Origin of the sequence: Ichthyobacterium seriolicida (genome assembly GCF_002369955.1) — a bacterium.
GTDB classification, from domain to species: Bacteria; Bacteroidota; Bacteroidia; order Flavobacteriales; family Ichthyobacteriaceae; genus Ichthyobacterium; species Ichthyobacterium seriolicida.
On sequence record NZ_AP014564.1, the window covers coordinates 43006 to 56116 of the forward strand.

7 protein-coding genes and 4 pseudogenes are annotated in these 13111 nt (G+C 34.8%); 8 read left to right on the plus strand and 3 right to left on the minus strand.

Annotation, left to right across the window (positions count from 1 at the left end; translation table 11 throughout):
• The first annotated feature begins 168 nt into the window (after positions 1-168).
• The 4 genes and pseudogenes from JBKA6_RS00160 to JBKA6_RS08020 all read left to right on the plus strand — a co-directional run bounded on the left by JBKA6_RS00160 (position 169) and on the right by JBKA6_RS08020 (position 3928).
• Complete coding sequence (locus JBKA6_RS00160) at positions 169-360, plus strand: transposase (RefSeq protein WP_096684589.1); 192 nt, start codon at positions 169-171, stop codon at positions 358-360.
• A gap of 289 nt (positions 361-649) precedes the next feature.
• Positions 650-1915, plus strand: a complete 1266-nt coding sequence (locus JBKA6_RS00165) for a hypothetical protein (RefSeq protein WP_096684591.1) — start codon at positions 650-652, stop codon at positions 1913-1915.
• 712 nt (positions 1916-2627) lie between these two features.
• Positions 2628-2927, plus strand: coding sequence for a transposase (locus tag JBKA6_RS07875; RefSeq protein WP_096684593.1), 300 nt, complete (start codon positions 2628-2630; stop codon positions 2925-2927).
• A pseudogene (locus tag JBKA6_RS08020) lies at positions 2912-3928 on the plus strand (IS1380 family transposase). The gene JBKA6_RS07875 and the pseudogene JBKA6_RS08020 overlap by 16 nt, the downstream one beginning before the upstream one ends.
• A gap of 916 nt (positions 3929-4844) precedes the next feature.
• Here JBKA6_RS08020 and panB read toward each other — a convergent pair.
• Positions 4845-5666 carry a 3-methyl-2-oxobutanoate hydroxymethyltransferase gene (gene panB, locus JBKA6_RS00190; protein WP_096684599.1) on the minus strand — a complete coding sequence of 274 codons (822 nt, stop codon included), beginning with the start codon at positions 5664-5666 and terminating at the stop codon, positions 4845-4847.
• Between the two features lie 26 nt (positions 5667-5692).
• Positions 5693-7147, minus strand: coding sequence for a Na+/H+ antiporter NhaC (gene nhaC / locus JBKA6_RS00195; protein WP_197703103.1), 1455 nt, complete (start codon positions 7145-7147; stop codon positions 5693-5695).
• A gap of 165 nt (positions 7148-7312) precedes the next feature.
• Between nhaC and JBKA6_RS00200 the strand changes: the two are divergent.
• Positions 7313-7513, plus strand: a pseudogene (locus JBKA6_RS00200) (adenylosuccinate lyase); the annotation flags it as partial.
• Between the two features lie 60 nt (positions 7514-7573).
• Here the strand turns inward: JBKA6_RS00200 and JBKA6_RS08130 are convergent.
• A pseudogene (locus JBKA6_RS08130) lies at positions 7574-7797 on the minus strand (transposase); the annotation flags it as partial.
• Positions 7798-7905: 108 nt separating this feature from the next.
• Here JBKA6_RS08130 and JBKA6_RS00205 point away from each other — a divergent pair.
• The 3 genes and pseudogenes from JBKA6_RS00205 (at position 7906) to JBKA6_RS00215 (ending at position 13031) form a co-directional block, all read left to right on the plus strand.
• A pseudogene (locus JBKA6_RS00205) lies at positions 7906-8760 on the plus strand (IS982 family transposase).
• A 389-nt stretch (positions 8761-9149) separates the two neighbouring features.
• Positions 9150-9842: an IS1595 family transposase gene (locus JBKA6_RS00210; protein ID WP_096684603.1), complete on the plus strand. Its 693-nt coding sequence runs from the start codon at positions 9150-9152 to the stop codon at positions 9840-9842.
• 198 nt (positions 9843-10040) lie between these two features.
• Positions 10041-13031, plus strand: coding sequence for a hypothetical protein (locus JBKA6_RS00215; protein WP_172843085.1), 2991 nt, complete (start codon positions 10041-10043; stop codon positions 13029-13031).
• The last annotated feature ends 80 nt before the right edge of the window (positions 13032-13111 follow it).

Below are 13111 nucleotides of genomic sequence, written 5' to 3' on the forward strand. Positions count from 1 at the left end.
AAAGGTGCAAAAAAACGACAAAGAAGATGAGTTCTCTTCGATTAGTAAAAAAGTTAAGGAAAAAATATCACGTCTAATCTATTTTAGTATGACTATGAATAATGCGGGTTAAATTCGAATAAAATCAAAGGATTCAAGTGTCTTTATTAATTGATCTCAGGTTATGAAATGTTTTTATTACTGAAACAGAAAATAAAGAAAACAAGTTTTGAAGTATCTAAAAAATGGTTAATCAGTTCAATTAGAACATATCTTCTCAAGGTAGGAGCAACGATTAAAATTACCAAAAAGCAAATCTATTACCAGCTATCTAGATCTTTTGTTTACAAGGGTTTATTTCGGGAAATTATTACCCAGTAGCGGTTGTTTATTTGTGAAATGAACAACCTTGGGATAGTTACGTTCTGTCGTTAAAAAAACATGTAAAAACACTAAAAAAGATCATTGTCGTGCTAAAAAATGGTGCAAGAAAAACGACAAAGAAGAAGGATTCTGTTCGATTAGTAAAAAAGTTAAGGAAAAAATACCACGTCTAATCTATTTTAATATGACTATGAATAATCCAGGTTAAAAAATAACATTAATTTAGCTGCCTACTCATGTAGCGGACGAGTATCTCAATTATTGTTGAATTTTAAATCTAAAAAAAATGTTTAGAAATTTGTTAGCAATGCTAATATCAGGTCTTATTCTTTTCTCTTGTACAAAAGAGAATCCAAAAGAGAATGATGAAAATAAAGTAACGGAGACTCTAAGTATAGCTTTCTTAACAGATAAGAACAAGGTTACTGTTGAAGGCAAAGAAGACGTTAATGACTTTTTTAAAAGCTTATTCATTAGAAAGACTCCTCAGAGAGAAATATCAGCATATACTGAAGAGCAAATAGCGCTTAACTCAACCATTACTATTGAAGGAGATAGTGTTTATGTAGTAAACATGCCATATAATACATTGTTAAACTTAGATGAACCTGGTATCCTTACTACTACAATTACTTGTACTAGTGCTCCAGGCACTAGTCCTACTACTTTGGATATACCTATCAGTATAGAAGCAAATGAGTTTGCTCATGAAAAAATGAGTGCAGGTATAGTAAAAAAACTTCCTAAGAAAATAGGAACTAAGGATATTGAAAAGGAGTATTCTATTCATTTTAAGTACGCTGCAAATGCACAAGCATCAGCATCATCTAACTGTGATCTTTTTCCTACTAGTACAAAACAAGGCAAAGCAATTACCAACCTTTCTTTTACTAGAGATTACCCATATAGAAGTAAAAGGCTAGGGAAAATTTTTATTGCTAATAATAGTTATGTGTGTGAAAATGCCATAACAGGTCATGGACCGTGTGAAAATTTAAGTAAAACTTCTAAAGTTGTTACTCCTTTGCTTACTAAAACAGTAAGTGGTGAAAATGATGGAAGTTCAGAAGAAAAAGCTATAGAAATGCATTTTGAGGGAGGGACTTTGACTGGTGGATACGCAGATACATCTTATGATTCCTCCAAGACTACTATCAGTAAACCTGAGAACTCATTTGATATTGCGGATGTCGCCCTTGATTATTCTGATGGGAACACTGGAGAAAAACCAAAGTTTACAATGCCAGATTGTGTGTTTATAGCTGATGGAGCTGCGCTCCCTGATGGGGCGTTTTTTAGTATTGAAGGCCTTATAGGAACCAATTGCGATGTTTTGTATGGACTATCAATCTGTCCAAAAAATCCGTATAATAGAGGATTTGTGGTATATAATCCAGTGCCTCATATAGATAATGGTATAATCTTTAAAGTAGTAGCTCAGAATGGAAAAAACCAAAAGTTCTATAAGTTGATATTTAAGAATAAGTTTAGTTCTAGTAATTACGATGATTGTGCTGGTTGTGCTGATAATGATAGAGAATGGTATTGGTAACAAGTAATTTAACCTTTTAATCTTATTTAAAACCTTGTCGAAGCTGTCTCAAAACCGAGACAGCTTTTTTTTGTTGAATTACATACTTTTGCACATAATCTTCGAAAAAAGGTAGCATAAAAAGGAACTCCCTTTTAAAAGGAAAGTAAAATGTAGCTCTAGATATAGCTAGCATATTTACTGCTCAGTGATGGCTAAGAAAACCAGCCACAGCATCCTAAATTTAGAACTACAGACTAATTATGCTTCTACCTAAAGTCACTCCAGATTTTTATCCCTAATAACCTGAGTTCGATTAATAATTTGTTTGCTAAAAACGCTTTAAAGTCTTGAATTAACTAGGATTAAAGAGACTCATATTTGTGATAAATTGAATGTTTTTGTGCAAACAAGTGTCAAAATGTCATTAATTCGTCTCATAAGTATACAAAAGGATTCCAATAACTACGTTAGTAACCTCTTAAACCCCAATAAATTTAAAGTATTCAAGTGATTTTATTAATCAAACTCAGGTTAATAGGATCTAGATTAGCAAACGGTTCATCTAAAACTAATACTTTGGGATTCCACATCATATCCGCTGTGATTACAACTTCTTTTTGATTACCCTTACTTAACCTGGATTATTCATGGTTATATTTCAATATTGGGTATAAAGTGTTAATTTTAGTAGGGTTAACTAAAAAACAACGACTTTATATAAGGCCCAAAAATGAGGAATAAAAACACATTATTTTATAGAGGGAAGACTTCTGTTGAATTAACTTTTTCATCATCAGAAATTAGTTCTGATGGATCTTTAATCATGCTTGAAAAACTAGAACCAGATCATAGATTGATTCATTATTACAGTAAGTTTTTACTTGATACTCGAGACTCTAGATTTATTACTTATAGCAGAAGGTATCAGTTAAAGCAAAGGGTTTATATGATCATGTTAGGCTATCAAGACGCCAATGATGTTAATCATTTACAGAATGATCCTTTTATTCNAAGATGTTCTTCANGGTAATTTGGNCCTCTCAACCCACTATATCAAGATTTGAGAATAGCTTNNACAAACAAGCTGTTTTTAAGTTTTGTNATGCGTGGTTATACAAATATGTTTNAAGTTTATCTGATCGCAAGAGAATAGTTATTGACGTAGATTCAACTGATGATCCAACTCATGGCAGTCAACAATTGTCAATGTTTAACGGTTATTATGGTCAATTCATGTACAATGAACTATTTTTTCATGATGGAAATACAGAACAGATTATCCTTCCTGTACTCCGCCCAGGAAATAGTCATTCTAATAAATGGTATGTGAGTATTTTAAAGCGAATAATTATCAAAATACGTGAGAGTCACCCAGAGATGGAAATAATTATTAGAAGTGATAGCGGCTTTAGTTGCGCTCCTTTTTACCAATTAGTAGATGATTTTGATTTACTATATGTGACAGGCATAGCGAGCAATGAAGTTTTAAAAAGAAAGGTATCTTGGTCAAAAAATGCTGTAAAAAAAATGTATTTAGATCAGGGAGAGAAGCACCAACATTTTATGAGTTTTACGTACAAAGCCAAGAGTTGGCACAAGCCTCAACAGTGATATTCTAAAGTTGAGAGTACAGGATTAGGGATGAACATAAGGCATTTTTNTAGTAATCTTCCCCAAAAGGATGCTAGAGAAATTTACTTTGACTTTTATGTGAAAAGAGGTGATTCAAGTGAAAATAGAATAAAAGAAGTTAAAAATATGTGTTTTTCTGATCGTTTGTCAAATCATAGTTTTCTTGCTAATTTTTTTCGACTTATGATGAGTAGTCTTGCCTATGAAATGTTTTTATTACTGAAACAGAAGATAAAGAAAACAAGATTTGAAGTAGCAAAAAAATGGTTAATCAGTTCGATTAGAACCTATCTTCTCAAGGTAGGAGCAACGATTAAAATTACCAAAAGGCGAATCTATTATCAGCTATCTAAATCTTTTGTTTACAAGGGTTTATTTCGGGAAATTATTACCCNGTAACGGTTGTTTATTTGTGAAATGAACAACCTTGGGATAGTTACGCCTTGTCGTTAAAAAACCATGTAAAAACACTAAAAAAGAGCATTGTCATCCTAAAAAAAGGTGCAAAAAAACGACAAAGAAGATGAGTTCTCTTCGATTAGTAAAAAAGTTAAGGAAAAAATATCACGTCTAATCTATTTTAGTATGACTATGAATAATGCGGGTTAAAGAAGTTAAAAATATGTGTTTTTCTGATCGTTTGTCAAATCATAGTTTTTTTTGCTAATTTTTTTTGACTTATAATAAGTAGTCTTGCCTATGAAATGTTTTTATTACTCAAACAAAAGATAAAGAAAACAAGATTTGAAGTAGCTAAAAAATGGTTAATCAGTTCAATTAGAACTTATCTTTTGAAGGTAGGAGTAACGATTAAAATTACCAAAAGGTGAATCTATTACCAATTATCTAAATCTTTTGTTTACAAGGGTTTATTTCGGGAAATTATTACCCAGTAGCGGTTGTTTATTTGTGAAATGAACAACCTTGGGATAGTTACGTTCTGTCGTTAAAAAAACATGTAAAAACACTAAAAAAGATCATTGTCGTGCTAAAAAATGGTGCAAGAAAAACGACAAAGAAGAAGGATTATTTTCGATTAACAAAAAAGTTAAGAAAAAAAATATCACGTCTAATCTATTTTAATATAACTATGAATAATCTGGGTTAAAACTTTATACAGAAAACGAAAAAAGAAGATTTTTTAAAAGATGAATTTTTAAAATATATCAGACACATCTCTACCCTAAGTAATTATTAATCGAACTCAGGTTTTTAATTATTTTTGGAAATAGAGCCCAATTATTACTAACAAAAAATATGCTATCCCTTATTTGCGCACTTTAAGGGATAGTATTGGCTAAAATGATAATATTGTTCAGTAAGATTCTTCTTCACTTGGGAAAACACCTTCTTTTACCTCTGTTACATAAGTGGATATTGCATTGCTCATCTCTTCGTATAGAGATAGGTATTTTTTTAAAAATCTTGGATTGAACTTATTGTTTATTCCTAACATATCGTGGATTACCAAAACCTGACCATCTACGTGTTTGCCTGCTCCTATGCCTATTACAGGAATACTGATTTGCTCGGCTACTTTTTTTGCCAGTTCCGATGGAATTTTTTCTAAAACTATTGCAAAACATCCAACTTTCTCGAGTTCTTTAGCATCTTCTATGAGCTGTTTAGCTTCCTCTAATTCTTTTGCCCTCACTTTATATGTTCCGAATTTATATATAGATTGAGGAGTTAAACCTAGGTGTCCCATCACAGGAATCCCTGCGGTTACTATTCTATTTACAGATTCTAAGATGTCTTTACCTCCTTCTAATTTTATGGAATGTGCCCCTGTCTCTTTCATAATTCTTATAGCTGAATTAAGGGCTTCTTTGGAATTTCCTTGATAAGATCCAAAAGGTAAATCCACCACTATTAAGGCTCTTTTACAGGCTCTCACCACAGAGCAAGCGTGATATATCATCTGATCTAGTGTAATAGGCAATGTAGTTTCGTGCCCAGCCATCACATTAGATGCCGAATCACCCACTAAAATTACATCCACACCTGCTCTATCTACTATTTTTGCCATGGAGTAATCATAGGCTGTGAGCATAGATATTTTCTGTTTAGCATCTTTCATCTTTCTCAATGAATTAGTAGTGACTTTTATAAAATCATTTTGTATTGATAATGACATGAAAATTGTATTAAATGGTTATACTATTACCCCTTAGTAGAAGAGATTTTATTTTTTATCCTTTTTATTTTGATCCCTAAAAAGCCAAATATCAATGTTAGAATAGGACTCATATAATTAAAAAAAGCATATGGCAGATAATCCATAGCGCTCACTCCTAATACAGAAGACTGAGTTACTCCACAAGTATTCCAAGGGATGAGTGGAGAGGTAACCGTAGCACTGTCTTCTATGGTACGACTCAAATTTTGAGGGGCTAATCCTCTTTCTCTGAAAGAATTGTTATACATCTTGCCAGATATCAATATAGATAAATACTGATCTGACACTGTGGTATTTAAAAAAAGACAAGTCCCCGTCGTAGCTGCAAAAAGAGATGGAGTATTTTTAATTCTTCTTAAGATAGCATTAGTTATGGCATCCAATGCTCCTATGCTCTCCATCATTCCTCCAAATGACATGGCCATTATTATTAACCATACTGTATTTAACATCCCCTTCATTCCGCTAGTTGAAAGCAATTCGTTTAATACTTCATTATTGGTATTTATAACAGTTTCGCTAGTTATCACATTTATTATAATTGTATAGTAATCAGCAAATGTCAATATATTTTTACCTGAAATTTTTTCTATTACATCACTTTGAAATACAATCATAGCTATTACCCCTAATATCATCCCTATAAATAAGGCTTTTATAGCGTGCTCTTTTTTTACTAAAAAAATCAAAATTATTAAAGGTATTATGAGTAACATGGGCGATATGTTAAATGCACTATCTAAAGCCTCTATAAAGTCTTGTGTATTTGCAGGTACGTAATCACCATAACAATATCCGATTATCAAAAATAATACAATAGTAATCGCAATAGAGGGAACAGATGTATACATCATATATCTTATATGAGAAAATAGGTCTGTCTTAGTTACAGCAGAAGCTAAATTTGTAGTCTCTGAAAAGGGAGACATCTTATCGCCAAAATAAGCTCCAGATACTATAGCTCCAGCGGTTATTTCTTCTGGGAAATTTAGGACTTTCCCTATTCCTAACATAGCCAACCCAATAGTGGAAACAGTAGTCCATGAACTCCCTACGAATACCGATACCAATGAACACATAATGACAGAGGTCACCAAAAACAATTGGGTGTTTATAATCTTTAGACCGTAATAAATCATAGTAGGAACTATTCCACTTATCATCCAAGTTGCAGAAAGAGAACCTATGATAAATAAAATTATGATGGTACTAGAGACAGAGGATATACTTTTTTCTATATCTGAAATTATCTTATCCAAACTTATCTCATGTCTGAATCCTATAGCTACCCCCACAGCTGTAGCCATGAGTAGTGAAAGTTGACTTGCCCCTCCAGAGATATCACCATCATAAGCTACGATATTGTAAAATAGAGAACCTATAAGTACTATTAAAGGAATAAATGCTTCTAATAAGTTACATCTTTTATGATTATTCATCAGCTTTTACAATGGTATGTAGGGATTTGAAACAAGGGAGCTAAGGTATTAATATTTATACAACACTACAGAGAAGAAACTCAAAAAATAACGTTAAATCACCTTGGAGATATATTTTTTTTTAATTTTGTCATTTTTCGGTGTTTAACCATTACCTGTATTCTAATGGATTTAACAGCCTTTAACGCTATCTCCCCTATAGATGGTCGCTACAGATTAAAGACCAAAAAACTAAGAAAATATTCTTCCGAAGAAGCTCTAATAAAATACAGAGTGTATGTGGAAATAGAATATTTCATAGCTCTAACGGAGATACCTCTGCCTCAATTGAAGAATTTTCCAAATGAAAAGACAAACGGCATAAGATATTTTGACACTATCCCTTAAAGTGTGTAAATAAAAAATGACATATTTTTTTGTTTTTATTCATAGTCGAACTCTTTCGTCAAAAATAGTTAAAAATTGATTCAGGATTATTCCCCAATTTGGCATGGGGTTGGACCATTTTTTTGTAGCCTTCCTCAGAGCTAAAAAGTAGATTTCATAACAGCATCATCTGTTGGGAATGACAATTTGTTTTTGGTATACTTCCTGATTTTTCCATTGAGGGTTTCAATCAAGTTGGTCGTGTAAATAATTTTCCTGATTTCCAAACCTGAGTTCGATTAATAATTAGGTGTGAAATAGTCAATAAAAACAATGGAATTAGATTAATTTAACGCTCTAAAATTCAACGTTTTAATTCTAAAAAAACAGGTATGATAACTTGCTCCAAAATCACAGAAATATTTTGTTTAGTTGATGAATTCTGTAAAAAATATTCTCAAGTTATTGATAAAGCCCTTTTGGGGAATAAATCAAAACGCCCATGCAGAATGAGCTCTAGCGAAATAATAACCATAATGATTATTCTTCAACACAGTAGCATGAGAAATTTCAAGCATTTTTATTTGAATTATTTACAAAAACATATGACTAAAGAATTCCCTAAAACCGTATCATACAACAGATTTGTGGAATTAATGCAACAAAATTTATTGCCTCTTACCTTGTTTTTAAAGACATTCTGTTTAGGAAAATGTACTGAAATTTCATTTATAGATTCCACTCCAATTCGTGTTTGTAAACATAAAAGAATAAGTAGAAATAAGGTATTCTAAGGCATTGCTAATGTAGGGAAATCAACGATGGGATGGTTTTATGGATTTAAACTTCATATCGTCACAAACGACCGAGGAGAAATACTAAATTTTTGCATCACAAGAGCTAATGAAGATGATAGAACGCCATTAAAAAATGAGCGTTTTTTTGACTAAAATATTTGGAAAACTCTTTGGAGACAAAGGGTACATAAGCAAAGATTTAAGAAAAAATCTCTTTGAAAAAGGTGTAGAATTGATTGCCTCAGTTAAAAATAATATGAAAAATGCCCTCATGCCAATGATTGATAAACTATTACTCAGAAAGAGATCAATCATAGAAACCATCAATGATCAGCTTAAAAACATTTGTCAGATAGAACATTCTAGACATAGAAGTTTTGCTAATTTTCTAACAATATTATTTCTGGACTTATCGCTTACAGCTTTTCGCCTAAAAAAAACCTCTATTAAATGCCCAACCGTCGGTAATGCCCGTATTAATTCGGTTTATTAATCGAACTCAGGTTTTTTAGCTCTGAGTGAGGCTACAAAAAAATAGTCCCAACTGATACTGAAATTGAGGAATAATTTTGAATCAATTCTTAACTATTTTTTACAAAAGAGTTCGACTATGAATAAAAACAAAAAAAATATGTTATGTGTTATTTGCACACTTTTCAGGATAGTGTCCTAGAAAAAAAGCGGGTAAAAATTTTAAATAATTTAAGCACTAGAATTAAATAGCCGACAACAATACTATAGAGTAAACAAGCTTTTTAAGCTATCTTTTGCTAATCCGAGCTCAATAATTATTTAGGTTCAAGACAACTTAAGGTAAATTTACATGCGTGTAACCCCTTATGTTATCTATGAAAAACAAGTATATAATTCGTTCAAGAATTTCTGAGGCAGAATTCAGGTCTATTTTGCGGTTATTTTGCCTAGATATTGAAGCGAAAAAAGTTAGTAAATTGACTAATGTAAGTCGTTATACTATCAACAAAATTTTTGACAAATTACGTTTGTTAATTGCTCAAAAATGCGAAGAAGAAAGTCCCTTTAATCAAGGGGAGATAGAATTAGATGAGAGTTATTTTGGAACTAAACGAGTTAGGGGAAAAAGGGGACGAGGATCAGGAGGAAAAGTTCCAGTATTTGATATGTTAAAGAGAGAGGGTAAAGTTTATACACAAATTGTAAAAAACTGCTCATCATCAGTAATAATGCCTATTATAGAGAGCAGAGCAAGTAAAGAAAGTACAATTTATACTGATGGGTTTAAGTCTTATGACGGCTTGGTAAACTATGGTTATAAGAGGCATTATAGAGTAAAACATAGTGAAAATGAATTTGCTAAAGGAGCAAATCACATTAATGGAATTGAGAATTTTTGGGGACTATGTAAAGTTCGATTATCCAGGTTTAGAGGAGTCCATAAGCACAAGTTTTATTATCATCTAAAAGAGTGTGAATTGAGGTTTAATTATCGAAATGAAAATTTGTATTTTTGTATGTTAAAATGGATAAGAAAAAATCCCCTTAAGTTGTCTTGAACCTTATTTATATAAAAGACTGATTTATCAGTACCTTATCTCACTTAAATCGTTTATTTTTTAGCAAATATATCTCAATCTGATTTTTTTACTTCAAACTGCTATTATTTATAGCTACTATACTGTTAGTATAAGCGTTAGGATTTTGTAATTTTGTTACCATAGTTATTTAGCTATATGTCAATATTTTTAGATCATATGAAAAGAAGACTCGTCCTTTATTTTGCATTTATATTTCTGCTGTTTCTGAGTATAGATTCTATTTCTAAAAACTTTCCTAATAAATTGAGTTATCAGTTAGTAATTAGGAAGGACAATAAACTCTTAAAAGAATCTACAGTTAGTATTCGTATTTCTTTATACCTCCTAGATAAACAAAAAGGAGAGAGTATTGCGTATTCTGAAGTTCATTGGAACATTAAAACAGATAAAAATGGCTTAGCTACTCTAAATATAGGAGAAGGGATTAAATATGGAAATTTTGTTGTGTCAAAATTATCTGATTTAGAATGGTCAAAAAACTCTTATTACATCAAATCAGAGATTGATTTGGATGGCAGAAACAATTATGAAAAAGCTCTTGTAAAAAAGAGTGAAATACTTAGTGTTCCTTACGCATTTTATGCTGCAAATAGCCCAAAAACAAATGTTATAGATAATTTGAGTTCTAGAGTTGTATCAGCTGCTTTATCTGCTAATCAAGGAAGGGTTTTAGAAGAGAACAAATTAGATAAAATAAATATTGCTGATAATTTTCATGGAGAGGTTGGTGAAGTTTTATCAGCTAATAAGGGGAAAGAACTTTATGAAAGAGTAAATAAATCTGAAACCAAGATAGAAAAACAGGAAAAGGAGTTAACCGCTCAGAAAGAGGGGGTAAAGATTCAAAGTGAAAAAATAGACAAACAAGAGAAAAAGTTAACTCAACAGAAGAAAGAGCTAACAGAAAAAATAGAAAATCAAAAGGAAGAGCTAAAAAAAGATATAGAAAATCAGAAGACAGCTTTAGAAGATAAGATAGATACAGAGAAGACTACTTTAGGGGCTAAGATAACTGAACAGGGCACTAAATTAGGAACCCATGAAACAAAAATTAAAACGTTAGAGGATGGGAAACTAGAAGTTGTAGACGAACTAGACGTTTCAGCTCATGATGAAAAAAAAGTTTTATCAGCGCATCAAGGATATGAGCTTAAGAAGATGATAGAAAAAAAAGCAGAAATAGGTCCAGCAGGACCACAAGGAGAAGTTGGAATACAAGGGCCAACAGGGCTTAAAGGGGAAAAAGGAGACAGAGGAGAGCAAGGCCCAGCAGATCTAGCAGGACCAAAAGGTGAAAGAGGCTTAACAGGTCCAGCAGGGGAAAAAGGTGAAGCAGGGCCAGATGGTCCTACTGGTAAAGATGGAGCGCAAGGACTACAAGGTCCAATAGGACCAGCAGGAGCAAAGGGTGAAACAGGAGCGCAAGGAGATCAAGGGCCTCGAGGGGAAAAAGGAGACACAGGGCCAGTAGGTCCTCAAGGTAACCCAGGTAAAGATGGTGTAGATGGCAAGCCAGGTCTAGCAGGTGATAAGGGAGATCCAGGACCAGCAGGTGAAGCAGGTCCTAAAGGGGACAAAGGGGACAAAGGTGACACAGGGGTAGCAGGACCAAGAGGAGACACTGGTGCTCAAGGTAATACAGGGCCTCAAGGGCTAAAAGGTGAAGATGGAGCACCAGGTAGAGATGGAGTAGCAGGGAAAACCGGCCCGGCGGGCCCCCGGGGCGCTACAGGGGCAGTAGGACCAGCTGGACCTGCTGGTCCTACTGGTAAAGCTGGCATTAACGGGAAAGACGGCATCCAAGGTCTTCAAGGACCAGCAGGAACCCCTGGAGCTAAAGGAGACCAAGGTGAAAGAGGAGCAGAAGGACCCGTCGGGCCTGCAGGTAAAGATGGTGTAAATGGCAAGGATGGTGAACAAGGGTTACAAGGACCAGCGGGTCCAACAGGAGAAAGAGGTGAAACAGGTGCAGCAGGTCCAAAAGGGGCGCCAGGTGAAAAAGGTGATCCTGGTAAACAAGGTCCTGCTGGTAGAGATGGAGCAGATGGAGCAGCAGGTAAAGAAGGAAAACAAGGCCCACCAGGGCCAACAGGGCTTCGGGGTGAAACAGGTCCAGCAGGGTCTCAAGGGCCAGCAGGTGTAGCAGGGCCTAAAGGTGAAAAAGGAGAAGTAGGACCTGCTGGCCTTCAAGGAGAAGTTGGAATACAAGGGCCAACAGGGCTTAAAGGGGAAAAAGGAGACAGAGGAGAGCAAGGCCCAGCAGGTCCAGCAGGACCAAAAGGTGAAAGAGGCTTAACAGGTCCAGCAGGAGAAAAAGGTGAAGCAGGGCCAGATGGTCCTACTGGTAAAGATGGAGCGCAAGGACTACAAGGTCCAATAGGACCAGCAGGAGCAAAGGGTGAAACAGGAGCGCAAGGAGATCAAGGGCCTCGAGGGGAAAAAGGAGACACAGGGCCAGTAGGTCCTCAAGGGCTTGAAGGTAAGTCAGGTACGCCAGGAGCAAAAGGTGATCAAGGTGCCAAAGGCGAAAAGGGCGAAGATGGTGCTCCAGGGATTCAAGGGCCTAAAGGGGAAAAAGGAGACAGAGGTGATATGGGCCCAGAAGGCCCAGCAGGTAAAGATGGTGCTGCAGGAGCAGCAGGACCAACAGGGTTAACAGGGCTAGTAGGTCCTCAAGGTAATCCAGGTAAAGATGGTGTAGATGGCAAGAATGGTGAACCAGGGTTACCAGGACCACAAGGTCTAACAGGCCCTAGAGGAGAGCGAGGTGAGGCAGGTATACCTGGTCAAATAGGCCCAGAAGGGCCAAAAGGAGAACAAGGACCACCTGGCAAACCAGGTGACAAAGGTGAACCAGGTTTACCAGGACCACAAGGTCTAACAGGCCCTAGAGGAGAGCGAGGTGAGGCAGGTATACCTGGTGACAAAGGTGAACCAGGCCCAACAGGAGCAAAAGGTGACACAGGACCCCAAGGAGCCCCAGGGGCAGAAGGAAAACAAGGTCCTCCAGGGCCAAATAAAATTAAAGATGATTTAATCTCTAATGATGCGACAAGTGCCTTATCAGCTAGGCAAGGTAAGGTTTTGGATAAAAAAATAAAAGAAGCACATACGCTTATAAAACAGATACTGGCAATAATATTATAACTAAATGGTCTGGTAAGGGTAGTGATGGAACTAGTGGAGGTACTGGTGAAAGAAATATTTTTTTAGGCATAGAATCTGGT

Bases quoted from the DNA above. Each gene is read 5' to 3' on its own strand.
- JBKA6_RS00160 (WP_096684589.1), top strand. From the start codon at position 169: ATGTTTTTATTACTGAAACAGAAAATAAAGAAAACAAGTTTTGAAGTA.
- JBKA6_RS00165 (WP_096684591.1), top strand. From the start codon at position 650: ATGTTTAGAAATTTGTTAGCAATGCTAATATCAGGTCTTATTCTTTTC.
- panB (WP_096684599.1), bottom strand. From the start codon at position 5,666: ATGTCATTATCAATACAAAATGATTTTATAAAAGTCACTACTAATTCA.
- nhaC (WP_197703103.1), bottom strand. From the start codon at position 7,147: ATGAATAATCATAAAAGATGTAACTTATTAGAAGCATTTATTCCTTTA.
- JBKA6_RS00210 (WP_096684603.1), top strand. From the start codon at position 9,150: ATGTTATCTATGAAAAACAAGTATATAATTCGTTCAAGAATTTCTGAG.
- JBKA6_RS00215 (WP_172843085.1), top strand. From the start codon at position 10,041: ATGAAAAGAAGACTCGTCCTTTATTTTGCATTTATATTTCTGCTGTTT.